This is a genomic window from Streptomyces sp. NBC_00353 (assembly GCF_036108815.1).
In the GTDB taxonomy this organism is placed as follows: domain Bacteria; phylum Actinomycetota; class Actinomycetes; order Streptomycetales; family Streptomycetaceae; genus Streptomyces.
Genome location: NZ_CP107985.1, coordinates 8875562 through 8900487, shown reverse-complemented (window position 1 = coordinate 8900487; position 24926 = coordinate 8875562). Strand labels below are relative to the sequence as shown.

At 69.3% G+C, this 24926-nt stretch carries 23 protein-coding genes; 4 read left to right on the top strand and 19 right to left on the bottom strand.

Going from position 1 to position 24926, the window contains the following annotated elements; all coding sequences use genetic code 11:
• The first annotated feature begins 122 nt into the window (after positions 1-122).
• Positions 123-1091, top strand: a complete 969-nt coding sequence (locus OHA88_RS40060; protein WP_328629149.1) for a glycosyltransferase family 2 protein — start codon at positions 123-125, stop codon at positions 1089-1091.
• Positions 1092-1227: 136 nt separating this feature from the next.
• On the opposite strand, the gene OHA88_RS40055 is transcribed toward OHA88_RS40060, so the two are convergent.
• The 7 genes from OHA88_RS40055 to tkt all read right to left on the bottom strand — a co-directional run bounded on the left by OHA88_RS40055 (position 1228) and on the right by tkt (position 10265).
• Positions 1228-1833 carry a histidine phosphatase family protein gene (locus OHA88_RS40055; protein WP_328629148.1) on the bottom strand — a complete coding sequence of 202 codons (606 nt, stop codon included), beginning with the start codon at positions 1831-1833 and terminating at the stop codon, positions 1228-1230.
• 5 nt (positions 1834-1838) lie between these two features.
• Positions 1839-2717, bottom strand: coding sequence for a phosphogluconate dehydrogenase (NAD(+)-dependent, decarboxylating) (gene gnd / locus OHA88_RS40050; RefSeq protein ID WP_328629916.1), 879 nt, complete (start codon positions 2715-2717; stop codon positions 1839-1841).
• A 15-nt stretch (positions 2718-2732) separates the two neighbouring features.
• The gene (gene pgi, locus OHA88_RS40045) at positions 2733-4385 is read right to left on the bottom strand and encodes a glucose-6-phosphate isomerase (protein WP_328629147.1); all 1653 of its coding nucleotides are present in this window, start codon (positions 4383-4385) and stop codon (positions 2733-2735) included.
• Positions 4378-5313 (bottom strand): glucose-6-phosphate dehydrogenase assembly protein OpcA, encoded by a 936-nt coding sequence (gene opcA / locus OHA88_RS40040; protein ID WP_328629146.1) that lies wholly within the window; start codon positions 5311-5313, stop codon positions 4378-4380. The genes pgi and opcA overlap by 8 nt, the downstream gene beginning before the upstream one ends.
• Entirely contained in the window at positions 5310-6863 is a 1554-nt protein-coding gene (zwf, locus tag OHA88_RS40035; protein ID WP_328629915.1) for a glucose-6-phosphate dehydrogenase, read from the bottom strand. The genes opcA and zwf overlap by 4 nt, the downstream gene beginning before the upstream one ends.
• A 158-nt stretch (positions 6864-7021) precedes the next feature.
• Positions 7022-8155: a transaldolase gene (gene tal / locus OHA88_RS40030; RefSeq protein WP_328629914.1), complete on the bottom strand. Its 1134-nt coding sequence runs from the start codon at positions 8153-8155 to the stop codon at positions 7022-7024.
• Between the two features lie 22 nt (positions 8156-8177).
• Entirely contained in the window at positions 8178-10265 is a 2088-nt protein-coding gene (gene tkt, locus OHA88_RS40025) for a transketolase (protein ID WP_328629145.1), read from the bottom strand.
• 146 nt (positions 10266-10411) lie between these two features.
• On the opposite strand from tkt, the gene OHA88_RS40020 reads away from it, so the two are divergent.
• A complete protein-coding gene (locus tag OHA88_RS40020; RefSeq protein ID WP_328629144.1) occupies positions 10412-11299 on the top strand; it encodes a helix-turn-helix domain-containing protein in 888 nt (295 codons plus the stop codon).
• 53 nt (positions 11300-11352) lie between these two features.
• On the opposite strand, the gene OHA88_RS40015 is transcribed toward OHA88_RS40020, so the two are convergent.
• From OHA88_RS40015 to OHA88_RS40005, 3 genes are all read right to left on the bottom strand, one after another.
• Positions 11353-12543 (bottom strand): acyl-CoA dehydrogenase family protein, encoded by a 1191-nt coding sequence (locus tag OHA88_RS40015; RefSeq protein ID WP_328629143.1) that lies wholly within the window; start codon positions 12541-12543, stop codon positions 11353-11355.
• 103 nt (positions 12544-12646) lie between these two features.
• Positions 12647-13804 (bottom strand): methyltransferase, encoded by a 1158-nt coding sequence (locus tag OHA88_RS40010; RefSeq protein WP_327240716.1) that lies wholly within the window; start codon positions 13802-13804, stop codon positions 12647-12649.
• Between the two features lie 61 nt (positions 13805-13865).
• Positions 13866-14072, bottom strand: a complete 207-nt coding sequence (locus OHA88_RS40005) for a hypothetical protein (RefSeq protein ID WP_267006981.1) — start codon at positions 14070-14072, stop codon at positions 13866-13868.
• Positions 14073-14291: 219 nt separating this feature from the next.
• Between OHA88_RS40005 and OHA88_RS40000 the strand changes: the two genes are divergently transcribed.
• Positions 14292-15122: an endonuclease I family protein gene (locus OHA88_RS40000; protein WP_328629142.1), complete on the top strand. Its 831-nt coding sequence runs from the start codon at positions 14292-14294 to the stop codon at positions 15120-15122.
• An 18-nt stretch (positions 15123-15140) separates the two neighbouring features.
• Here the strand turns inward: OHA88_RS40000 and glsA are convergent, their stop codons facing one another.
• From glsA to OHA88_RS39985, 3 genes are all read right to left on the bottom strand, one after another.
• Complete coding sequence (glsA, locus tag OHA88_RS39995; protein ID WP_328629141.1) at positions 15141-16487, bottom strand: glutaminase A; 1347 nt, start codon at positions 16485-16487, stop codon at positions 15141-15143.
• 14 nt (positions 16488-16501) lie between these two features.
• Positions 16502-17065 (bottom strand): hypothetical protein, encoded by a 564-nt coding sequence (locus tag OHA88_RS39990; RefSeq protein WP_328629140.1) that lies wholly within the window; start codon positions 17063-17065, stop codon positions 16502-16504.
• 67 nt (positions 17066-17132) lie between these two features.
• A complete protein-coding gene (locus OHA88_RS39985; protein WP_267006977.1) occupies positions 17133-17627 on the bottom strand; it encodes a DUF1269 domain-containing protein in 495 nt (164 codons plus the stop codon).
• Between the two features lie 332 nt (positions 17628-17959).
• Here OHA88_RS39985 and OHA88_RS39980 point away from each other — a divergent pair, with 332 nt between their 5' ends.
• Positions 17960-18283, top strand: coding sequence for a plasmid stabilization protein (locus OHA88_RS39980; protein ID WP_328629139.1), 324 nt, complete (start codon positions 17960-17962; stop codon positions 18281-18283).
• Between the two features lie 27 nt (positions 18284-18310).
• On the opposite strand, the gene OHA88_RS39975 is transcribed toward OHA88_RS39980, so the two are convergent.
• From OHA88_RS39975 to OHA88_RS39950, 6 genes are all read right to left on the bottom strand, one after another.
• The gene (locus OHA88_RS39975) at positions 18311-19738 is read right to left on the bottom strand and encodes an NADP-dependent succinic semialdehyde dehydrogenase (RefSeq protein WP_328629138.1); all 1428 of its coding nucleotides are present in this window, start codon (positions 19736-19738) and stop codon (positions 18311-18313) included.
• A 223-nt stretch (positions 19739-19961) separates the two neighbouring features.
• A complete protein-coding gene (locus OHA88_RS39970) occupies positions 19962-20447 on the bottom strand; it encodes an ATP-binding protein (protein WP_328629137.1) in 486 nt (161 codons plus the stop codon).
• Positions 20448-20634: 187 nt separating this feature from the next.
• Positions 20635-22734 carry a xanthine dehydrogenase family protein molybdopterin-binding subunit gene (locus OHA88_RS39965; protein WP_328629136.1) on the bottom strand — a complete coding sequence of 700 codons (2100 nt, stop codon included), beginning with the start codon at positions 22732-22734 and terminating at the stop codon, positions 20635-20637.
• Between the two features lie 19 nt (positions 22735-22753).
• Entirely contained in the window at positions 22754-23740 is a 987-nt protein-coding gene (locus OHA88_RS39960) for an FAD binding domain-containing protein (protein WP_328629135.1), read from the bottom strand.
• Positions 23737-24303 (bottom strand): 2Fe-2S iron-sulfur cluster-binding protein, encoded by a 567-nt coding sequence (locus OHA88_RS39955; protein ID WP_328629134.1) that lies wholly within the window; start codon positions 24301-24303, stop codon positions 23737-23739. Before OHA88_RS39955 ends, OHA88_RS39960 begins: the two co-directional genes overlap by 4 nt.
• 99 nt (positions 24304-24402) lie before the next feature.
• Complete coding sequence (locus OHA88_RS39950; protein ID WP_267006971.1) at positions 24403-24789, bottom strand: hypothetical protein; 387 nt, start codon at positions 24787-24789, stop codon at positions 24403-24405.
• Between the last annotated feature and the right edge of the window lie 137 nt (positions 24790-24926).

The following is a 24926-nucleotide window of genomic DNA, read 5'->3' as shown; positions in this document are numbered from 1 at the left end:
GGTCTGCTCCGGTGGGTGGCCCTCGAACGCCGGGGGGGGCGCCGCCCGACATGCCGGAATCCGTCCGACCACCCGTATCCGCCTGAACCATCTCCTTCCCGTTCCGACGCGAAAGACGACGCATGCCTCACAGTTCCGACCCTGTGGTCTCGGTGGTCATCCCCTGCCATGACTACGCCCGCTATCTGCCCGAGGCAGTGTCCAGCGTCCTTTCCCAGACGTTCCGCGACTGGGAACTCGTCATCGTCGACGACGGCAGCACCGACAACACTGTCGAGGTGGCCCAGGCCCTGATCGCCCGCCACCCCGACCGGCGCATCAGGCTGGTCCAGCAGTCCAATGCCGGGGTCTCTGCCGCGCGCAACACCGGGATCGAGGCCAGCACCGGCCGCTACATCCTTCCGCTGGACGCCGACGACGTGATCGCGGCCACCATGCTGGAGAAGACCGTCGGGGTACTGGACAGCGACCCCGGCATCGCCATCGCCTCGACCGATGTGTTCACCTTCACCGACGACGATCTGCCCCCGCAGGCGATGCCCCTCCCCGCCTACAGCAGAGAACTGCTGCTCCAGCGACTGATCATGTTCTACTGCTCGCTGTACCGCCGTGCCGCCTGGCAGACCGTGGGCGGGTACAACGAGAGCATGCGGGCCGGAGAAGACTGGGACTTCTGGATCGGCTGCGTCGAGCACGGTTTCGATGCTCACCACATCCATGAGGCACTCTTCGGGGCGCGCAACAAGGACACCGGATTGCACCTGGAAGCCGCCGAGAACGACCTGGCCATCCGGGCGCGGATCGTGGCCAACCACCCGGGCCTGTTCAAGCCGATCACCCGTGGCTGGGCGCAGGCAGTGCTCAGCCAGGACGCGGAAGCCGGCCTGCACGACGAGCTGGTGCCCGACGACATCCTCACCCGAGCCACCGAGATGGATCAGTTCCTCACGGCAGTCATGGCCCTGCAGCGCACCACGCGCGTGCAGTATTACCACATCAAGCACCTGGAGAAAGCGCTGGCCGCTCACACCGGCACCGCCGGCCCGCCTCCCCGGGAGTGGGATCCCGCCCCGACGGCTTCCGCTGTCTGACAGACCCGTTGAGGCGTTGGTCCGAAGCCGCCCTCGTCCGGTTCATGAGTGGGACCGGAGCGAGTCTCGTGAGAGAGGTTCCGGTCCGCCCCGAGGGCGGACCGGAACCTCTTCGGTTTCCAGAGCACTGCAGAAATCAGTGGACGGCCGCAGAAGTTCCCGTGGCGTTCCACTCGGCGATCACAGGTCGCCCGTGTTCGGTGGAGAGCCGGCTGACCGTCCCCGTCGTGAGCTGGAACAGCCGCCCGTCCGCGGCGGGCAGCCCGAGGCGACGCGCCGTGAGCACCCGCAGGAAGTGGGCGTGGGCCACGAGCACCACGTCACCGCCGTCCAGTGCCGTCCCGATGCGGTTCAACACGCGGTCGGCACGCTGTCCCACCTCGATCGGTGACTCGCCCGGATGACCGGCCGAACCGGGCGGCACTCCGTCGTTCCACAGGTACCAGTCGGGCCGGGTGCGGTGTATCTCGAGGGTGGTCACGCCTTCGTACGCACCGTAGTCCCACTCGTGCAGATCGGGCTCGCGTACGGCGTCGTACAGGCCCGCGAGTTCCGCCGTCCGTTCGGCACGGCCCAGCGGGCTGGTGAGCGCGAGGGCGAAGGTCCGCCCGGCGAGCAGCGGGGCGAGGGACTTGGCCTGCTCTTCACCACGCCGGGTGAGGGGCAGGTCGGTCCAGCTGGTGTGCTGACCGGACACGCTCCACTCGGTTTCGCCGTGGCGGACCAGCAGGAGGTCGCCCATGACGGTTACTTCGCCGACTCGACGGCGTGGCCGCCGAACTGGTTGCGCAGCGCCGCGATCATCTTCATCTGCGGGGAGTCGTCCTGACGCGAGGCGAAACGCGCGAAGAGCGACGCGGTGATCGCGGGCAGCGGCACCGCGTTGTCGATCGCCGCCTCCACCGTCCAGCGTCCCTCACCCGAGTCGGCGGCGAAGCCGCGCAGCTTGTCGAGGTGCTCGTCGTCGTCCAGCGCGTTGACCGCCAGGTCGAGCAGCCAGGAACGGATGACCGTGCCCTCCTGCCAGGAGCGGAAGACCTCACGCACATCGGTGACGGAGTCGACCTTCTCCAGCAGCTCCCAGCCCTCGGCGTAGGCCTGCATCATGGCGTACTCGATGCCGTTGTGGACCATCTTGGAGAAGTGGCCGGCGCCGACCTTGCCCGCATGGACGAAGCCTGCGTCGCCCTCGGGCTTGAGAGCGTCGAAGATGGGCTGGACCTTCGCTATGTGTTCGGCGTCGCCGCCCACCATCAGCGCGTAGCCGTTCCGGAGACCCCAGACACCACCCGAGACACCCGCGTCGACGAAGCCGATGCCCTTGGCCGCCAGCTCCTCGGCATGCCTCTCGTCGTCCGTCCAGCGGGAGTTGCCGCCGTCGACGACGGTGTCGCCGGCTTCCAGGAGGTCACCGAGCTCGTCGATGACATGCTGGGTCGGGCCGCCCGCGGGCACCATCACCCACACCACACGCGGGGCTTCGACCTTCTGGACCAGTTCGGCCAGGCTGCTCACATCGGCGAGGTCCGGATTGCGGTCGTAGCCGATGACGGTGTGGCCCGCGCGGCGGATCCGCTCGCGCATGTTGCCACCCATCTTGCCGAGGCCGACGAGGCCCAATTGCATCGAAGACATGCTGTTTCACTTCTTCCGGAGAGTACGGTACGCGGCCACCAGGGCAGCGGTTGAGGGATCGAGTCCGGGGGCGTCCGCTCCTTCGGTGAGCGCGGGCTCCACGCGCTTGGCGAGGACCTTGCCGAGCTCGACGCCCCACTGGTCGAAGGAGTCGATGTTCCAGATCGCGCCCTGCACGAACACCTTGTGCTCGTACAGCGCGATCAGCTGGCCGAGGACCGAGGGGGTCAACTCGCTTGCCAGGATCGTCGTCGTGGGGTGGTTGCCGCGGAACGTGCGGTGCGGCACCTGCTCCATGGGCACACCCTCGGCGCGCACCTCGTCGCTGGTCCTGCCGAAGGCGAGCGCCTGGCCCTGTGCGAACAGGTTGGCCATCAACAGGTCGTGCTGGCCCTTGAGTTCGGGGCCGAGGTCGTCGACCGGGTTGACAAAACCGATCAGGTCGGCCGGGATGACCTTCGTGCCCTGGTGGAGCAACTGGTAGTACGCGTGCTGCCCGTTGGTGCCGGGCGTGCCCCAGACCACCGGACCGGTCTGCCACTCCACCGGATTGCCGTCGCGGTCCACCGACTTCCCGTTGGACTCCATGTCCAGCTGCTGCAAGTAGGCGGTGAATTTGGACAGGTAGTGCGAGTACGGCAACACCGCGTGCGACTGGGCGCCGAGGAACGATCCGTACCAGACGCCCAACAGGCCCAGCAGCAAAGGCGCGTTGGCCTCCGGCGGGGCGGTGCGGAAGTGTTCGTCGACGAGGTGGAAGCCGTCGAGCATCTCACGGAACCGGTCCGGGCCGACGGCGATCATCAGCGAGAGGCCGATGGCGGAGTCGTACGAGTAACGACCGCCGACCCAGTCCCAGAACTCGAACATGTTGGCGGTGTCGATACCGAAGTCCGCGACCTTCTCGGCGTTCGTCGACAGCGCCACGAAGTGCTTCGCGACCGCTTTCTCACCTCCGTCGTCGATCCCGGCAAGGAGCCAGGACCGCGCCGATGTGGCGTTGGTGATCGTCTCGATGGTCGTGAAGGTCTTGGACGCGACGATGAACAGCGTCTCCGCCGGGTCCAGGTCCCGTAGGGCCTCATGCAGATCGGCGCCGTCCACGTTCGACACGAACCGCACGGTCAACGAACGGTCGGTGAAGGCTCGCAGTGCCTCGTACGCCATCGCGGGTCCGAGGTCCGACCCACCGATACCGATGTTGACGACATTGCGGATCCGCTTTCCGGTGTGCCCGGTCCACTCGCCCGAGCGGACGCGCTCGGAGAAGTCGGCCATTCTTTCGAGCACGGTGTGCACGGCCGGGACGACGTCCTCGCCGTCGACCTCGACGACGGCGTCACGCGGGGCGCGCAGCACGGTGTGCAGGACGGCACGCTGCTCGGTGACGTTGATCTTTTCACCGCGGAGCATGGCATCCCGCAGCCCGGACACGTCGGTCGCGGTGGCGAGTTCCTGGAGCAGGGCGAGGGTCTCGTCCGTGATCAGGTGCTTGGAGTAGTCGATGCGCAGGTCGCCGACGCTCACGGTGTAGCGCTCCGCGCGACCGGGATCGGCGGCAAACAGGTCACGCAGGTGCAGGTGGCGCAGCTCCCCTGCGCGGTGGTCCTCAAGTGCCGTCCACTCCGGGCGGTGCGTGAGCTTGGGTGAGTCAGACATGACGGGGGTTCTCCTTGGTGCCGTCCCCGCGAAGGGCGACGGCATACATCTCGTCCGCGTCGAGGCGGCGCAGCTCCTCGGCAATCAACTCGGAGGTGCTGCGCACCTTCAGGGCGAGGGTGCGCGAGGGCTGGCCCGGCAGGGACAGCGTGGCCAGCGGGCCGTCGGGGCGGTCGATCACGATGTCGCCGCTCTCGGTTCCGAGCCGGACGGCCGTCACGACCGGCCCGGCGGTGACGATGCGCTCGACCGGGACCTCGAGCCGGGCCTCCAGCCAGCGGGCCAGCAGCTCGGCACTCGGGTTCTCGGCCTCACTCTCCACGACGGCCGACACAACCTTCTTACGGGCCTGGTCCAGTGCCGCGGCCAGCATCGAACGCCACGGCGTCAGCCGGGTCCACGCCAGGTCGGTGTCGCCGGGCGCGTACGAGGAGACGCGGGCCTCCAGGGCGACGAGCGGGGCCTCGACGGCGTACATGTCGGTGATCCGCCGCTGTGCCAGGGCGCCCAACGGATCCTTGGCCGGGACGTCGGGCGCGTCCACCGGCCACCAGACGACAACCGGCGCGTCCGGCAGCAACAGTGGCAGGACCACCGAGTCGGCGTGGTCGGAGACTTCGCCGTACGTACGCAGGACGACCGTCTCACCGGTGCCCGCGTCCGAGCCGACCCGCACCTCCGCGTCCAGGCGGGAGTTCGTGCGGTCGCGCGGGGTGCGTGCGACGCGCTTGATGACGACCAGGGTGCGCGAGGGATGCTCGCGAGAGGCCTCCTCGGCCGCCTTGGTCGAGTCGTACGCGTTTTCCTCGTCGGTCACGATGACCATCGTCAGGACCATGCCCATGGCGGGAGTACCGATAGCTCGGCGCCCCTGCACGAGCGCCTTGTTGATCTTGCTTGCCGTGGTGTCGGTCAGATCGATCTTCATGGCCTGCGCCAGCTCCGTCCGTCTCGTGCGAGCATCTCGTGGGCTTCTTCGGGACCCCAGCTGCCCGACGCGTACGGCGCGGGCTTGCCGTGCGCCTCCCAGTACCCCTCGATCGGGTCGAGAATCTTCCAGGACTCCTCCACCTCTTGGTGACGGGGAAAGAGGTTGGCGTCGCCCAGCAGAACGTCCAGGATGAGGCGTTCGTACGCCTCCGGGCTGGACTCGGTGAAGGAATCGCCGTACGCGAAGTCCATCGTGACGTCCCGTATCTCCATCGACGTACCCGGCACCTTCGATCCGAAGCGCACCGTCATGCCCTCGTCGGGCTGGACACGGATGACGATCGCGTTCGCACCGAGCTCCTCGGTGGCGGTCGAGTCGAAGGGCGAGTGGGGCGCGCGCTGGAAGACAACCGCGATCTCGGTCACGCGGCGGCCGAGGCGCTTTCCGGTGCGCAGATAGAAGGGGACGCCCGCCCAGCGACGGTTGTCGACCTCCAGCTTGACGGCCGCGTAGGTGTCGGTCGTCGACTTGGGGTCGATGCCGTCCTCCTGCAGATAGCCGCGCACCTTCTCGCCACCCTGCCAGCTCGCCGCATACTGCCCGCGCACAGTGTGCTCGCCCAGCTTCTCCGGCAGCTTCACGGCCTTGAGGACCTTCAGCTTCTCGGTGAGCAGCGACTCGGCGTCGAAGGCGGCCGGCTCCTCCATGGCGGTCAGCGCCATGAGCTGGAGAAGGTGGTTCTGGATGACGTCACGGGCCGAGCCGATGCCGTCGTAGTAACCGGCGCGGCCGCCGATACCGATGTCCTCGGCCATCGTGATCTGCACGTGGTCGACGTAACTGCGGTTCCAGATGGGCTCGTACATCTGGTTGGTGAAGCGCAGCGCCAGGATGTTCTGGACCGTCTCCTTGCCGAGGTAGTGGTCGATACGGAACACCTGGTCCGGGTCGAACACCTCGTGCACGATCGCGTTCAGTTCGCGCGCACTGGCCAGGTCGTGGCCGAACGGCTTCTCGATGACCGCACGCCGCCAGGAACCCTCCGGCGCGTCCGCGAGACCGTGCTTCTTCAGCTGCTGGACGACCTTCGGGAAGAACTTCGGCGGTACCGAGAGGTAGAAGGCGTAGTTGCCACTGGTACCCCGAGACGCGTCCAACTCATCGACGGCAGAACGGAGTTGCATGAACGCCTGGTCGTCGTCGAAGTCGCCCGGGATGAACCGCATGCCCTCGGCCAGCTGCTGCCAGACCTCCTCACGGAACTCCGTGCGGGCGTGCTCGCGCACCGAGTCGTGCACCACCTGCGCGAAGTCCTGGTCCTCCCACTCGCGCCGGGCGAACCCGAGGAGCGAGAAGCCCGGCGGGAGCAGACCCCGATTCGCGAGGTCGTAGACGGCGGGCATCAGCTTCTTGCGGGAGAGGTCGCCGGTGACACCGAAAATGACGAGGCCGGAGGGGCCCGCGACACGAGGAAGGCGGCGGTCGCGGGGGTCACGGAGCGGGTTGTTCCAGTCGAGGGCCGGGCCGGTAGCGCTGCCGGCGCCCATCACGTCGCCGGGTGTCGCGGCCGCGTCGCCGCCCGATTCCCGGGCCCCGTCACCTGATCCGGCGGTCACGCCGCCCGGTTCCACGGCCGCGTCACCGGATCCGCCCGCCGCGGCGGGCGCATCCTGCGCGGCACCACCGGGAAGCGTCTCGCGCTCACTCATTCTCCCTCAACTCCCGTGCTGCTCAGCGAGGTCGCGACCACACCCAGCAGGTCTTCCCAGGCCGCCTCGAACTTCGAGACGCCCTCGTCCTCCAGCTGCTTCACGACCTCGTCGTACGAGATCCCGAGCCGCTCGACGGCTGCAAGATCGGCGCGGGCCTGGGCGTAGCCGCCGGTCACCGAGTCGCCGTGGATGTCGCCGTGGTCGGCGGTGGCTTCGAGGGTCGCCTCCGGCATGGTGTTGACCGTGCCGGGCGCGACCAGCTCGTCGACGTACAGGGTGTCCTTGTACGCGGGTTCCTTGACGCCCGTCGAGGCCCACAGAGGACGCTGCTTGTTGGCGCTCGCTGTGGCGAGGGCGGTCCAGCGGTCGGCGGCGAAGACGCCCTCGTACGCCTCGTATGCGAGACGGGCGTTGGCGAGCGCGGCCCTGCCCCTGAGTGCGAGCGCCTCGTCCGTGCCGACCTTCGCAAGGCGCTTGTCGATCTCGCTGTCGACGCGGGAGACGAAGAACGAGGCGACCGAATGAACAGTGGACAGGTCGATGCCTGATGCCTGCGCCTTCTCCAGGCCCGCCAGGTACGCGTTCATGACCTCGCGGTAGCGCTCCAGCGAGAAGATCAGCGTGACGTTGACGCTGATGCCGAGGCCGATGACCTCGGTGATCGCCGGGAGCCCGGCCTTCGTCGCCGGAATCTTGATCATCACGTTCGGGCGGTCGACCAGCCATCCGAGCTGCTTGGCCTCGGCGACGGTCGCCGCGGTGTCGTGGGCGAGGCGCGGGTCGACCTCGATGGAGACCCTGCCGTCGCGGCCGCGGGTCGCGTCGTACACGGGCCGCAGGATGTCGGCAGCGGCGCGGACGTCGGCGGTAGTCATCATGCGGACGGCCTCGTCGACCGTGACGCCGCGCACGGCGAGGTCGGCCAGCTGCTCCTCGTACCCCTCGCCGGAGCCGATGGCGGCCTGGAAGATCGAAGGGTTGGTGGTGACGCCCACCACGTGCTTCCGCTCGATGAGTTCGGCGAGATTGCCAGATGCGATCCGCTTGCGGGACAGATCGTCCAGCCAGATGGAAACGCCTTCCTCGGAGAGGGCCTTGAGGGGTTCGGCGGTGTTGCTCACAGTGATTCTCCTCTTTCTGGCGGCCTGATCAACCACGCGCGGCGGCGAGAGATTCCCGCGCGGCGGAGGCGACGCTCTCGGCGGTGAAGCCGTACTCGGCGAACAGGGTCTTGGCGTCGGCGGAGGCACCGAAGTGCTCGAGGGAGACGATGCGTCCGGCGTCACCGACGTACCGGTACCAGGTCAGGCCGATCCCTGCCTCGACCGCCACACGGGCCTTCACGGACGCCGGAAGCACGCTCGCGCGGTACTCCGCGGATTGCTCCTCGAACCACTCGACGGACGGCATCGACACGACACGCGTACCGACCCCCTCGGCCTCGAGCTGCTCACGCGCCGCGACGGCGAGCTGCACCTCGGAGCCGGTGGCGATGAGGATGACGTCAGGGGTCTCGGCGGAGGAGTCGCGGAGGATGTAACCCCCCTTCACCGTCTCGGGGTTCGCCTCGTACGTCGGCACCCCCTGGCGCGTCAGCGCGAGGCCGTGCGGGGCCGGGTTCGTGGCGTGCCGCCTGAGGATCTCGGCCCAGGCCATCACGGTCTCGTTGGCGTCGGCCGGGCGGACGATGTTCAGGCCGGGGATGGCGCGCAGCGAGGCCAGGTGCTCGACCGGCTGGTGGGTCGGGCCGTCCTCGCCGAGGCCGATGGAGTCGTGGGTCCACACGTACGTGACCGGAAGCTCCATCAGCGCGGACAGGCGCACGGCGTTGCGCATGTAGTCGGAGAAGACCAGGAAGGTGCCGCCGTAGATGCGGGTGTTGCCGTGCAGCGCCATGCCGTTCATCTCGGCGGCCATCGAATGCTCGCGGATGCCGAAGTGGACCGTGCGGCCGTACGGGTCGGCCTCCGGCAGCGGGTTTCCCTCGGGCAGGAAGGAGCTGGTCCCGTCGATCGTGGTGTTGTTCGAGCCGGCGAGGTCGGCGGAGCCGCCCCACAGCTCGGGGATCACACCGCCGAGCGCCTGCAGCACCTTGCCGGACGCGGCACGGGTCGCGACGGATGTGCCCGCCTCGAACTGCGGCAGAGCAGCCTCCCAGCCCTCGGGCAGCTGACCGGCGACGACGCGGTCGAACAGTTCGGCGTGCTCGGGGTCGGCGGTGCGCCACTCGGAGATCTGCTTGTCCCAGGCGGCGTGCGCCTCGGCGCCTCGGTCGAGGGCCTCGCGAGCGTGGGCCAGTACCTCGGGCTCCACCTGGAAGGACTGCTCCGGGTCGAAGCCCAGGACTCGCTTGGTAGCCGCGATCTCCTCGGCGCCGAGCGCCGAGCCGTGCGAGGCCTCGGTGTTCTGCGCGTTCGGGGCAGGCCAAGCGATGATCGTGCGCATCGCGATGATCGAGGGACGCCCGGTCTCGGCGCGGGCGGCGGTCAGCGCCTCGTACAGCGCTCGGACGTCGATGTCGCCGTCGGCCGAGGGCTCGATCCGCTGGACGTGCCAGCCGTACGCCTCGTACCGCTTCAGGACGTCCTCGGAGAAGGCGGTTGCCGTGTCGCCCTCGATGGAGATGTGGTTGTCGTCGTAGACGAAGACGAGGTTGCCGAGCTTCTGGTGACCCGCGAGGGACGAGGCCTCGGCGGAGATACCCTCCTCCAGGTCGCCGTCCGAGACGATCGCCCAGATGGTGTGGTCGAAGGGAGAATCGCCCTCCGGCGCCTCGGGGTCGAACAGGCCGCGCTCGTAGCGAGCCGCCATCGCCATGCCCACGGCGTTGGCGACACCCTGACCGAGCGGACCGGTGGTCGTCTCGACACCCGCCGTGTGCCCGTACTCAGGGTGACCGGGCGTCTTCGAACCGTGCGTCCGGAACGCCTTCAGATCGTCCAGTTCCAGCTCGTACCCGGAAAGGAAGAGCTGGGTGTACAGGGTCAGCGAGGTGTGGCCCGGGGAGAGAACGAAGCGGTCGCGGCCGGTCCACTCCGGGTCGGCCGGGTCGTGCCGCATCACCTTCTGAAAGAGGGTGTACGCGGCCGGCGCCAGACTCATCGCGGTGCCCGGGTGGCCGTTTCCGACCTGCTGTACGGCATCGGCCGCCAGAAGGCGGGCGGTGTCGACGGCACGGCGGTCGAGTTCGGTCCACTCGAAGCCGTCGGGAAAGCCGTCAGGTGTCTGCGTGCTCATCTTCAAGAAGTCCTCGATAGGAGCCGGTTTGCTGCTCTGATGCGTTCAAACCTAAAAGTATGACTTTTGCTGGGGAAGGTGCCCCTGTGTCAGCCTTCGGTGAAAGTGGGACAGCGAGTGCGGGACCGATGCGACGCGAGAGGGATATGACAGACAAAACGACCCAAGAGAGTGGAGGGATCAAGACCTTTCCCTTCCCCACGAGCCTGAGCGTCTGCGGCGTGGGCATGCAGGTCGGACCCATGGGGCCGGGCCGCACCTGGCATGCGGACGCGCCTTTGGAGCGCGTGCACCGCGTCGACTTCCACGTGGTGATGCTGTTCCACGGCGGCCCCGTCAGACACATGATCGACTTCGCCGAGTACGAGGCCTCCGCCGGCGATCTCCTATGGATCCGCCCGGGCCAGGTGCACCGCTTCTCCCCCACGGCCGCGTACCGCGGCACCGTCCTGACCATGCAGCCCGGCTTCCTGCCCCGGGCGACCGTGGAGGCGACGGGCTTGTACCGCTATGACCAGCCCCCGCTCCTGCGCCCCGACGCGCACCAGCTCGCCGCCCTCGAGCAGTCCCTCGCCCAACTGGAACGCGAGTACGTCGACACGACCACGCTGCCGCTCAGTCTCCACACCGCGGTGCTCCGGCACTCCCTGACCGCGTTCCTGCTCCGCCTGGCCCACCTCGCGGCGAGTTCTGCCAAGACGGCACACGAGCAGACCGACACCACTTTCACCCGCTTCCGGGACGCGGTCGAGAAGGGCTTCGCCACCAACCACAGCGTCAGCGCGTACGCGGACGCCCTCGGCTACTCCCGCCGCACCCTCGTCCGCGCGGTGGGCGCGGCTACCGGCAGGACCCCCAAGGGCTTCATCGACAAACGCGTCGTCCTCGAGGCCATGCGTCTACTGGCCCACACGGACATGCCGATCGGCCGCATCGGTGCCTCCGTGGGTTTTCCCGACGCGGCCAACTTCTCGAAGTTCTTCCATCAGCACACCGGGACGACTCCGGTGGCGTTCCGGGCAGAGATGCGCTGAAAAAGCGGGGCGGGCCAACCGGCCAACCAGAATTTCTCGTCACACGCCGCCGGTCAGCGGCGCACGCGCGGCATCCCCAGACCGATCCACGAGATGATTTCCCGCTGGATCTCGTTGTTGCCGCCACCGAAGGTGAAGATGACGGCGGACCGGTAGCCGCGTTCGAGTTCGCCGTGCAGGACGGCGCCCGCCGAGCCCTCCTTGAGCGGTCCGGCCGAGCCGACGACCTCCATCAGCCAGGCGTAGGCGTCACGGCGCGCCTCGGAGCCGTAGACCTTGACGGCGGAGGCGTCCTGCGGGGTGAGGGTGCCCTCCTGGACGGCGGAGACCATCTGCCAGTTGAGGAGTTTCATGGCGTCGAGCCGGGTGTGGGTGCGGGCGAGTCGGGTGCGGACCCAGCCGAGGTCGATGACCCGGCGCCCGTCGGCCAGCTCGGTGTCGGTGGCCCAGCGCTGCACGTTGTGCAGGGCGCGGATGCCCATGGTGCCGTGGGCGGCGAGGGTGACGCGTTCGTGGTTGAGCTGGTTGGTGATGAGCCGCCACCCCTTGTTCTCGTCGCCGACGCGGCGGGAGGCGGGGACACGGATGTTCTCGTAGTAGCTGGCGGTGGTGTCGTGCGAGGCGAGGGTGTTGATCAGGGTGCAGGAGTAGCCGGGGTCGCCGGTCGGGACCAGCAGCATCGTGATCCCCTTGTGGGGCGGGGCGTCGGGGTCGGTGCGGACGGCGAGCCAGACCCAGTCGGCGGTGTCGCCGTTGGTCGTCCAGATCTTCTGACCGTTGACCGTGTAGTGGCCGGTGGCCTCGTCGCCGTCGCGTACGGCCCGCGTCTTGAGGGCGGCCAGGTCGGTGCCGGCGTCGGGTTCGCTGTAGCCGATCGCGAAGTCGATCTCGCCGGCCAGGATCTTCGGCAGGAAGTATGCCTTCTGTTCGTCCGTGCCGAACTGCATGATCGTCGGGCCGACGGTGTTGAGGGCCATCAGTGGCAGCGGCACGCCTGCCTGAGCGGCCTCGTCGAAGAAGATGAACTGTTCCATCGGGGACAGGCCGCGTCCGCCGTACTCCGCCGGCCAGCCGACGCCGAGCCAGCCGTCGGCGCCGAGGCGGCGGATCGTCTCGCGGTAGAAGCGTTTCTGGGCGGCGGGGTCGTCGTACCTGCTGTAGGCGTTGTCGGGAACGAGTCCGGCGAAGTACGTGCGCAGCTCGGCGCGCAACTGCTGCTGCTCAGGCGTGTATTCGAGGTGCACGGCCCCTCCAGGAGTCTCGCGGTCGCGTCGCCCGTGTGCGGCGGCGCACACAGTAGAACGTGTTGCAAGAATCCGGAAGGGCCATGGGGGCCCCGTCCGTCGGTCAGCGCTTGACGGCCCTCAGCACGACGAACTTGGGGTCACCGGCGACGGTGGTGCAGTTGCCGAAGGTGCGGCGCAACTGGGTGTGGTACCCGAGATGCCGGTTGCCGACGACCCACAGTTCGCCGCCCTGCCGCAGCGCGGTACGTGCCCCGTGGAACATGGTCCGGGCCGTGGCGTCGGTGGTCGCCTGGTGCGAGTGGAACGGCGGGTTGTTGAGCACCAGGTCGACACTGCCCGGCGGTACGTCCGCCATCCCGTCCCCGACCAGGAAGTCGGCCACCGCGTCCGTCCCGAGGTTGGCCCGGAACGTCGCCTCGGCCGAGGCGACCGCCAGGTACGACTCGTCGATGAAGGTCACCGTCGCTTCGGGGTTGGCGAGCGCTGCGGAGGTGCCGACGACCCCGTTTCCGCAGCCCAGGTCGACGATGCGGTCCCGGCCGCTGCGCTCGGGCAGATGGTTCAGGAAGAAGCGGGTGCCGATGTCGAGGCGCTCGGCGCAGAAGATCCCGGCGTGGTTGACGACGGTCCGGCCGGAGACGGCGCCGATACCTTCGGGCAGGTCGTAGCGGTGCGGCCACGGGCTGGGGGTGCGGGCCAGGGCCGGGTCGGGGGTGCAGAAGATCAGTCGGGCCTTCTTGACCGCGAGGGAGGTGCGGGTGGGGCCGATGATCCGCTCGAACAGTTTGAGGGTGGAGGTGTGGATCTCCTTCACCATGCCGGTGCCGATGACGACGGTGCCGGCATGCACGGCAGGGGCGAGCCGGTGCAGCTGGTCCTCCAGGAGCGCCAGACTCTTCGGGACGCGCACGAGGAGGACGTCGATCCGCTCCGGTGGCGTGTCCCTGGCCGACAGGAGACGTACGGTGTCCGGGTCGTCACCGTTGCGGGCGAGGTTCGCCAGGGTGGCGCGCTGCGCGAGGTACGAGTCGGTGATCTGTACCGGGCGGTGCCCGGCCAGCACGGTGGTCAGCGCACCCCAGCGGTCGCCCACCACGACCACGGCGCCGGACAGGTCGACCGGCTCTGCTCCATCGATCCCCTCCAGCTGCCGCAGCAGATATTCGTCGGCAGCGTCCCAGGCGCGGAACGGGTCGCGCGGGTGCTCGGGGAAGCGGGCGAGGTCGAACCCGCCCTGTGACGTCGTCAAACGGTTCATTGTGCATTCAGGCTAGCCGAGCGACGGGGAGCGCCCACACACTCCCCGCCGCACCGGCCGCCTACGGCAGCTGCTTCTCCATCGCCGCCCGGCCCTCTCGTGCCAGTCGGCGCTCCGCCCACTCAAGATTCTGCGGAGTCAGGTCCCGCCCGGAGGCGAGCACCAGATCCTCGGCCGACGGATGATCGCTCCCGCCGGTGTGCAAGAGGCTGTCCGGGGTCACGCCCCGAGCCATGGATACGGGTACGGATTCGGGCTCTTCGCTCATGCCGCCTCCTCGTCCTTGCCGCAATTCTCGCCCTGCGGCTCCAGGACCGCATCCGAGAGCCCGCTTGACCTGCACATGATAGGTACACAGCGTTCACACCTCGGTCACCGTGCGTGTGGAAGGCTCCCGCTGACCACGTACCACACACGAACACCGCGGCACCGCCCCCCACCCCGTGACGGCGCCGCGGTGCCTGTTTTTCCGGAGAGGACACCCCACATGTCCCGTCGTCATCTTCCCTACCGGCGCCCACTGCTGGCCACCGTCGCCGCCTTCGCGGTACTCGCCGGCACCGCGGCCGCCGCACCCGCCGCGCCGGTCGCACCCCGGACCACACCGGTGGCCACGACGCCGCTCGCCACGCTCGACGACACGTACTACCAGGACGCGCTCGGCAAGACCGGAACGCAGCTCAAGAGCGCCCTCCACTCGATCATCAGCGTGCAGACGAAGATCTCGTACAGCCAGGTCTGGGACGCGCTCAAGAACACCGACCAGGACCCCGCCAACTCCTCGAACGTGATCCTCCTCTACACCGGGCGCTCCGAACCCAAGAGCGACAACGGCGGCGCCGTCGGCCAGTGGAACCGCGAGCACGTCTGGGCCAAGTCCCACGGCGACTTCGGCACCAGCACCGGACCCGGCACCGACATCCACCACCTGCGCCCCGAGGACGTCACGGTCAACTCCATCCGGGGCAACAAGGACTTCGACAACGGCGGCACCGCAGTGAGCGGGGCAGCGGGCAACTACACCGACAGCGACTCCTTCGAACCGCGCGACGCGGTCAAGGGCGACGTCGCCCGCATGATCCTCTACATGGCGGTGCGGTACGAGGGCGACGATGCCTTCGCCGACCTCGAACCGAACGACCAGGTGGACAACGGCTCCGCGCCGAACATCGGCAGGCTCTCCGTACTGAAGCAGTGGAGCCAGGAGGACCCGCCGGACTCCTTCGAGGAGCGGCGCAACGACGTCATATTCGACCAGTACCAGCACAACAGGAACCCGTTCATCGACCACCCCGAGTGGGTCGAGGCCATCTGGTAGCAGCGCGGTCCGGTGCCGTCAGGCCGTCGGGCGGCCCGCCTCCCGCGCAGCGCGCTCGACGGCCTCCTCGCGGGAGGTGAAGCGCCGGGGGGCCGCCGGGTCGCCTCCCGTCACTCCGAGGTGGCCGGCCGGGTCGACCACGGCCGTGCGCCGGCCGCCCTCCGTGAGCCGGGCCAGTCCGGAGCGCAGCATCGACCTCGCCACCGTGTCGATACCGGTCACCTGCCGCAGATCCAGCACCACGGAGGCGGTCTCCTCCGGCCCGGACTCGTCGAGCGCGTACAGCACGCGTTCCGCCGCGGTGAAGTCGAGGGCGCCCTGCGCGGCGACGACCGCCACCTGTTCCCGCAGGGCGCGTTCCTGCTCCTCCGTCGGGGCCGACGGCAGATCGTCGGCAGTGGTGACCAGGGTGACGGTCGAGGCGGCGAGCGCCGGATTGTGCATCAGATGCAGGCCGAGCCGTTCCGACAGCGCCCGCAGCGCGATGCGCCCGCGGACCGATGTACCGGTCGGATCCAGCCGCGGGCTGTAGGCAGCCAGGCCGAACCGGGCCGGACCCGCGGCGATCAGGCCGCCGGACACCCCGCTCTTGGCCGGCAGCCCCACCCGCAGCAGCCAGTCGCCCGAGACGTCGTACATACCGCAGGTCGCCATCACGGCGAGCACCTGCGCAGCGACCGGTTCCTCGACGACCACGTCACCGTTGAGCGGGTTCACACCGCCGTTGGCGAGGGTCGCGGCCATGGCGGCCAGATCCAGCGTGGTGACGCGTACCGAACACTGCCGGAAGTACGTCTCCACGGCTCCCACCGGGTCGACCGGCAGCGGGCCCGCACTGCGGATGAGATAGGCGAGTGCGCGGTTGCGATCGCCGGTGGCGACCTCGGAGGCGTACACCGCCTCGTCGACGTCCAGCTGCCGGCCGGCGAACCGGCTCAGACAGTCGAGGATGCGGTCGAACCTCGGGGCGTCGGCGGTGTCGGGAATCAGCGCGGTGGTGACGATCGCACCGGCGTTGACCATGGCGTTGTCCGGCCGGCCGGTGCCGGGTTCCAGGCTGATGGCGTTGTATGCCTCGCCACTGGGCTCGGCGTTCACCCACCGGGACACGCCGTCGAGTCCGAGTTCGGACAGCGCGAGGGCATAGACGAAGGGTTTCGAGACGGACTGCATGGTGAACGGGACGTCGGTCTCGCCCGTGCTGTAGCGATGGCCGTCCATGCTGATCAGGGCCAGCCCGAAGGCCTCCGGGTCGGCCATGGCCAACTGCGGGATGTAGTCGGCCGGTTCGCCGTCGCGCACACCGACGAACCGGGTTCGCAGTTCACACAGCGCATCCGTCACCGCACCGGCCGCGGAGCTCACCTCGCCCCCGGCCGTCAGCTGCGCTCGGCCTGGGCGATCCGGGGGAACGTCTTGACGCCGGCCGCCTTACGGCTGTTCGCGTGTTCGCTGACCGTCCGGCCGGGCGGGGCGTCCGGGAAGCCGAGCACCACCGCATCGAGCACCTTCCCCGATGCGTCGACGAACTCCACCCGGACGGCGTAGAAAGCGGCCTTGTTGGTCGGGTTGGTGACGCGGACCAGTGCGCTGCGGAACTGCTCGCCCGTCGCGACCGGCAGCCCGCTCACCGAAACCTCCTTGATCGCGTTGCCCTGTCCCTTGACCCCTGCGAGCTGCTGGGTGGCTTTCTGCCGACTGCGCTCGAGCTCGGCGGAGACCGAGGCCTCGAAGTCGGTCTGGGTACGCGGCGAGGGGCTCGCGGAGGGCGACTTGTGCGGCTCCGGGGACACCGTACGGGTGCTCCTGGCCGTTCCCGGCGACGTTCCACCGGAGTTGCAGGCGGCGGCGCCCGCCGCGAGCACCACGGCCAGCACGGCGGGGGTCAGACTGCGGGCCGTGCGGCCGCCGAGGGCGCGTCGCAGAGGGCTGGGCTGGTTCACGGACACTCCGGGTCTGCTCGGAAAAGAGAGTCAGGGGGATACGGCTGGACGGGCGGAAGGCACCGGATCACTCGGCGTCTTCGCCGAAGATCTCGCGGAGCCGGGCCTCGCTGAGGGTGTCCAGGTTGCTGTGGAGAAGCTCGGCGCCGCCGCCGGGAAGCGCGTCGCTGATCCGGTCGGGCACCTCGTTCGTGGTGAGCAGGAACAGGGCCGAAGTTCCGGGCGTCACCTGCTTCTTGACCTCCGCGATGAAGTCGTCGTCGATGCCGACGTCGGCGAGCTTGCCGCCCAGCGCCCCGGCCGCCGCGCCGATGGCCGCGCCCAGCAACGGCATGAGGAAGATCAGCCCGAAGAGCATCCCCCAGAACGTGCCGCTCAGGGCGCCGGCGCCCACCAGGTTGAGCAACTGCTTCGTTCTCGGCTTCGCCTTGTCGGTCGGCCAGCTGACCACCGCGGCGTCGAGGATCTTGATCAGCCCCTCCTTCTGGAGGGCCTTCAGTGTGTTCTCCACGTCCTCCGCGCCCTCGGCGGACTGGAACTTCCACACGGTGAGGGTGGACATCGCGCATACCTCCGCACTCCGGAACCGATCAGCTCGCCCATATTAGGATCAAACGGTATGAATTGACCCACCGAATCACGTGAATCGCGTCCCGTCGCGCACCCGAACGGGTGACCCTCGGCGGCAGGGGCCGCACCGCCGTCGAACGCTCGGCGGCGGTGCGGCCGGGCTGCCGCCGACGGACACGTACACCGGGCGGCTGGAAGAACACACGGACGGCCGCCGGGCACCGTGGTCCGATGCGGGCCCCGGGTGCCACTGGGACACTGGGTAGTGCACCCCGGACCGTCCCTCGTCGGGCACGGAGGCCACGGAGAGGAAGTGACCGCACCATGCCACGCGGATCCAGTCCCAGGCGCGAGCGGCAGTACGAGCACATCAAGGAGAGCGCGCAGGAGCTCGGAGTGAGCGAGGAGCGGGCAGAGGAGATCGCGGCGCGCACGGCGAACACCGAGCACGCCCGCTCCGGTGAGCCGACGACCGCGAGCCGTACGTTGGTCCACGACCTCTCGTCCCTGCGGCGCGCCGAACTGCATGCCCACGACGGAGCAGAAGACCCCACCCGCGACCAGCTCTACGAAGAGGCCAGAAGGAAGAACGTGAAGGGCCGCTCGACCATGACAAAGGCCCAGCTGGCCAAGGCAGTCGGCCGCTGAGCCCTCGCCGTCGCCGGGCGGTGGCGGCTACGCGGAGCCGCTTCCGTCCGGCTCGGGGCCGTACCAGACCGTCGTGGCATTGCAGAATTCACGGATGCCGTGACCGGCCAGCTCCCGCCCGTAACCGGAGCGCTTCACCCCGCCGAACGGCAGCGCGGGGTGGGAAGCGGTCATGCCGTTGAAGAAGACACCGCCGGCCTGCAGGTCACGCACGCACTGACGGCTCTCGTCGGCGTCGCGCGTCCACACGTTGGAGCTGAGGCCGAACGGACTGTCGTTCGCGAGGGTCACGGCTTCGTCCAGGTCCTCGACGCGGTACAGCGTGGCGACCGGGCCGAAGGTCTCCTCACGGTGGATCCGCATGGCGGGGGTGATCCCGCTGAGGACGGTGGGGGTGTAGAACCAGCCGCGCTCCAGCTCCGCACCCAGGCCGGTGGGCCGGCTGCCACCGCACAGTGCGGTGGCGCCCTGGTGTACGGCGTCGTCCACCAGCTCCTCCAGGTCGGCGCGGCCCTGTTCACTGGAGAGTGGGCCGATGTCGGTGGTCTCCTGCTGCGGGTCACCGACCGTCAGATCTTTCATGCCCGCGGTGAACCGCTCGGCGAACTCGTCGTACACGTCGGTGTGCACGATGAACCGCTTGGCGGCGATGCAGGACTGCCCGTTGTTCTGGACCCGGGCGGTCACCGCCGTGCGGGCGGCCTGCTGGATGTCGGCCGACGGCAGGACGAGAAACGGGTCGCTGCCGCCCAGTTCCAGCACGGTGTGCTTGACCTCGTCGCCCGCGATCGACGCGACCGAGCGGCCGGCCGGCTCACTGCCGGTGAGGGTGGCGGCGACGACGCGGCGGTCACGCAGGATCGACTCGACCGCTCCCGCTCCCACCAGCAGCGTCTGGAAGCAGCCGGGCGGGAAGCCCGCCCGGCGGAACAGGCCCTCCAGGTACATCGCGGTCTGCGGGACGTTCGACGCGTGCTTGAGCAGGCCGACGTTGCCCGCCATGAGTGCGGGGGCTGCGAACCGTACGACCTGCCACAGCGGGAAGTTCCACGGCATCACGGCGAGGACCGGGCCCAGCGGACGGTAGTGGACATAGGCCCGGGAGGCTCCGGCGTCGCGTACGTCGTCGGCCGGCGGGTGCTCGTCCGCGAGGAGTTTTTCGGCGTTGGCCGCGTACCAGCGCATGGCCTTGGCGCATTTCGCGGCCTCCGCGCGGGCCGCTCTGACGGGCTTGCCCATTTCGGTGGTCATGGTGCGGGCGATGTCCTGCTGGTCCGCGTCGAGCAGGTCGGCGGCCTGGTTGAGCAGCCGGGCCCGTTCACCGAATGCGGTGGTGCGGTACTCCCGGAAGGTGGTGTCCGCGGTCGCGAGCCGGTACTCGATCTCCGCCGCCCCCAGTGCCTCGAACGTCTTGAGGGTCTCGCCGTTCGCCGGGTTGACCGTCGCGATGGGCATGACTGTGGTCTCCTTGCCTCGGATTCTTCGACCGTGCCGCGGGACGCCCCGTCGCGCAACGCGGGCCCCGGTGCGGGCAACCGACCGGCGCGGACCATGCGTGCGCTGTGCACGTCATCCGCGCCGGTGGGCGGAGCAGGCTTCTTCGCGTAGGGACTCGGGTACCGGTCCGGGCAGGGATCCCCGCCGCCCCTGTCGTCGGGGCCGGCCGCCGGGGCCCGCCTCAGACGAGGGCGGGCTCGGAGTGTTCGGACGGCTCGGAGGCCGGCGGCAGCAGGAACTCACGTACTCCGGGCAGGGGTGCGCGCGGCAGCAGATCGCTGCTCCGCGGCGCCTCGGCGTAGCGGGTGAACCAGACCACTTTGCCGTCGAGGGTCCGGCAGGTGCCCCAGCTGTGGCTGAGGGCCATGACACGGCTGAGACCACCGCCGCCGCTGCTGAGCAGTCGCGGCATCTCGGAGCTGTTGTCGGCGACGGAGACCGTGAGGTGCCGTCCTGACCAGCGGAGTTCGACGACGCACTTGTTGTCGCCACCGACGTGCCGGTGGACATTGGTCAGCAGCTCCTCCACACCCCGGCACACCGGCCGGATGTGGAGTTCGAGACTCCAGTGGCGCAGATGCGCAGCGACTATGCGTCGCAATTGCGAAACGCGCTCTTCCGATACCTGGAGTTCGACCAGATAATGCCGGTCGAGTGGAACGGTCATCGTCGAGGCTCCTCACGTCCAGGCCCATCTGCTTCGCCTCGTTGAACCAACGACCCCCGAATACGAAGAGTGAGCAGATGTCACTATTAGGTCACTCCTTAGGGTGACCCGGTGGGACCGGTTGCGCAACACGAAGGCGAGCGAGCCTGTGATGTCGCCACGGAGCGTGACCGCCCTGCACCTGCCTTCACGGCAGATACGGGAGCAGCTTGTCCGGTGTGAGCGGGAGGCTGCGCAGCCGGGCGCCGGTCGCGTGCCGCACCGCGTTGCCGAGAGCGGCCGCGGCGCCCACGATGCCGATCTCACCGATGCCCTTGCTGCCCATCGGGTTGAGATGCGGGTCGTCCTCGTCGATCCAGTGCGCCTCGATCTGCGGGACGTCGGCGCAGACGGGCACATGGTAGGAGGCGAGATCGTTCTGTGTGAAGTCGCCGAAGACGGGGTCGATCGTGCTGCCCTCGGTCAGTGCCATGCCGAGCCCCATGATCATGCCGCCGATGAACTGGGAGCGTGCGGTACGGGAGTTGAGGATGCGTCCGGCGGCGAAGACGCCGAGCATGCGGCGCATCCGGACCTCACCGGTGCGGGTGTCGACGGCGACTTCGGCGAAGTGCGCACCGAACGCATGCCGTGCGTACGGGGATTCCACCGCCGTATCCTCCGCGGTGTCTGCGGTGACCGTGACGCCCTCGTCGGGAAGGGGGCCGCTGCGCTCCCGCAGGTGTCGTACCAGGGCGGTGGACGCCTTGTGCACGGACCAGCCCCAGGAGGCCGTACCCGCGGAACCGCCGGCCAGCGGCGCTTCGGGCAGTGCGCTGCTGCCGATGTCGATCCGGACGTCGGCCACGGGGGTGTCCAGCACGGACGCGGCAATCTGCGCAAGGACGGTGCGGGCGCCGGTGCCGATGTCGGTGGCGTTGATCCTGATGCGGTAGGTGCCGTCGGCGGCTGCGTGCGCCGAGGCGCTGGAGCCGGCGATGTACACGGGGTACGTGGCGGAGGCGACGCCCGTACCGAGCAGCAGTGGGCCTTCGGTGCGGACCGCGGGGCGCGGGTCGCGGTCGTACCAGCCGAACCGTGCGGCACCCTCCTCCAGGCAGGCGGCGAGGCCGCGGCTGCTGAAGGGACGGCCGGTGTCGGGTTCGTACGCGGGGTCGTTGCGCAGACGCAGTTCGACGGGGTCGATACCGAGGGCCACCGCGAGCTCGTCCATGGCCGACTCCAGCGCGTACATACCGGGGGCCTCGCCGGGTGCGCGCATCCATGAAGGGCTGGGTACGTCCAGGGCGGCCACCCGGTGGACCGTACGGCTGTGCCCGGACGAGTACATCGTGCGGGCCGGCACGGCCGCCTGTTCCACGAACTCCTTGACCGTGGAGGTGTGGGTGACGATCTCGTGGGCGAGCGAGGTGAGGGTGCCGTCGAACTCCGCGCCGAGTCTGACGCGTTGCACGGTGGGCGCGCGGTGCCCCACGACGGCGGGCAACTCGCGCCGCGGCAGGGCGAGTTTGACGGGGCGCCCGGTGTGGCGCGCGGCCATGGCGGCGAGGACGGCCTGTGGGCGCGCGGTGCCTTTGGAGCCGAAACCGCCGCCGACGTGTTCGGAGACGACCGTGACCTGATCGGGCCGGAGCCCGAAGACGGTGGCCAGGGTGTCGCGGACCGTTCCGGTGCCCTGGCTGGAGTCGTACACGGTCAGCTGCCCGTCGTCCGCCCAGTGGGCGGTGGAGGCGTGCGGTTCCATGGGGTGGTTGTGCAGGGGCCCGAGTGTGTACGTGACGTCGACCTGTACGGGGGACACGGCGAAGGCGCGGTCGAAGTCGCCGCGTTCGCGGACGGCCGGGTATCCACCGTTCACCGTCTGCGGTGTGTACAGGCCCGGGTGATCCTCGGTGAGCCGGACATCGTGTCCGGCACTCTCGTACTCGATCCGGACGGCTTCTGCTCCTGCCCGCGCCGCCTCGAGAGTGTCGGCCAGCACGAGCGCCACCTGCCGGCCCCGGTGCGGGACCCGGTCGTCCTGGAGGACGGCGAGGGCGGGGTCGTCGGACTGTTTCAGCTTCGGGGCGTTCTCATGGGTGAGGACAGTGTGCACGCCGGGCAGGGCGAGTGCCTCGTCGGTATGGATCGCCGTGATCCGGCCGCGTACGACGGTGGCGGGTACGGGCCAGGCGTACAGACAGCCGGGCGGGGTGTGCTCGGCGGCGTAGCGGGCGGCGCCGGTGACCTTGTCCCGGCCCTCACGGCGGACCACGGGGCTGCCCAGCGGCTGGGGGGCCTGGCTCATGGCAGGAGTCCTCACGTTCTCAGGCGGGGGCGGTGAGTGCGGCCAGGGCGTCGACGGCCAGACTGCGGGCGAGCTCCACCTTGAACGCGTTGTCGCGCAACGGCCGCGCGGCCGCGAGTTCGGCGTCCACGGCTCGGGTGAAGGTGTCGTCGGTGACGGTGGCGCCCCGCAGGATCTCTTCCGCGGCCCGGGCGCGCCACGGGCGGTGGGCGAGCCCGCCGAAGGCCAGCGCGGCGTGCTGGATCCGGCCGCCGCGGACGGTGACGACCTCGGCGACGGAGGCGAGGGCGAAGGCGTACGAGGCGCGGTCGCGGGCCTTGCGGTAGAGGGAGACCGCGCCGTCGGGAGCAGGCGGCAGCAGCACCTCGGTGATCAGCTCGCCCGGCCGGATCACCGTGTCGCGCTCGGGTGTGTCCCCCGGCAGCCGGTGGAAGTCGGTGACGGGTACGGAGCGTTCGCCGTCCGGTCCGTGCAGCTGGACCACGGCGTCCAGAGCAGCCAGGGCGACGGCCATGTCCGACGGTTGGGTGGCGACGCAGTCCGTGGAGTGGCCGAGGACGGCGAGCTCCCGGTGGGCGCCTTCGCGGGCGGGGCAGCCGGTGCCCGGTACCCGTTTGTTGCAGGGCTTCGAGGTGTCCTGGAAGTACGGGCAGCGGGTGCGCTGCAGCAGGTTTCCGCCGGTCGTGGCGGTGTTCCGGAGCTGCCCGGAGGCCCCGGAGAGCAGCGCCTGCGACAGGGCGGGGTAGCGGGTACGCACGGCGTGATGGGCGGCCAGGTCGCTGTTGCGTACGGTCGCGCCGATGCGCAGGCCGCCGTCGGCCGTGTCCGCCACCTGGTCCAGGGGCAGCCCACTGACGTCGATGAGCAGGTCGGGGGTGGCCACACCCAGCTTCATCAGGTCGACCAGATTGGTGCCTCCGCCGAGAAACACGGCCCCGGGGCGGCCGGTGCTCGCGCGGACCGCCTCGGCGGTGGTGCGGGCACGCAGATATTCGAACGGCTTCACGGAGCCACGTCCTGGATCGCTTCGACGATACGGGGGTACGCACCGCAGCGGCACAGGTTGCCGCTCATCCGCTCACGGATCTCGGGGGCAGTGAGCCGGGCCGGGGCGGCGGCAGGCCGACCTGCTTCGGTGGCGTGGGACGGGAAGCCGTCGGCCGCTTCGTCGAGCATGCCCACCGCCGAGCAGATCTGGCCGGGGGTGCAGTATCCGCACTGCAGGGCGTCCCGGGCCAGGAAGGCTTCCTGCATGGGATGCAGCCCGTCCCCGTCGGCGAGCCCCTCGACGGTGGTGATCGCGGCCCCGTCGTGTGCGACGGCGAGCAGCAGACAACTGTTGGCGCGCCGGCCGTCGACGATGACGGTGCACGCCCCGCACTGGCCGTGATCGCAGCCCTTCTTCGCTCCGGTGAGGCCGAGGTGCTCACGCAGCACGTCCAGGACGGTGGTGCGGTGGTCGAGCGACAGGGTCCGTTCGGTTCCGTTGATGTGCAGCGTCAGCGTCGAACAGTGAGGGGCCGCCTCCGGATTTCCCGCACCGTCCTCCCGCCCGCTCGCGTGTTCCACCCGTTCGCACCTCTCAGAGCCGTGGCTTTTGGCTGTTTTGTACCAGATGCACAGCGGCCTCCCGGTGCATTGCGCCGACTCCGGGCACGGGTACGCGCCTCACCGGCTCTCCACCCGCAGACGCACCTCCTCCTCCTGGTCGCCGGAGACCGTTCCGACCACCCGCACCGTGAAGGCGTCCGCCAGGTGCCTCCTGAGCTCGTCGACCGCCCAGTAGCCGCCCTGTACATCGAGCGTCACGGGCTCGCCGATCGAGATGGGGCCCGAGACCACCCTCGCCTCGGACACGTCGACGGTCACGTTCCATACGGTGGGTCGCTTCCCCCCCAGGTCCTGCGGTACGTCCACCGAGGCCCGGTCGGTGGTGAAGGCGGCCCGCAGCACGTCGAAGACCATGCGTGCGTCGTCCTTCGAGCATCCGCTGATGGCAACCGCCACCTCCTTGCCGTACCGGTTCTCCTCCGCCTGCGCCTGTGTGCTGTTCACCGGGGTTCCTTCCGCTCGCAGTGCTGACCCTTCTCCAGGCTCACCCCACGGCTGGGCGTCGGCGACACGAAGCGGCCGGCGAGCAGTGAAACGCTTTTCTCTTTATATCCACTTAAAACATGAATTCACGGCCACAA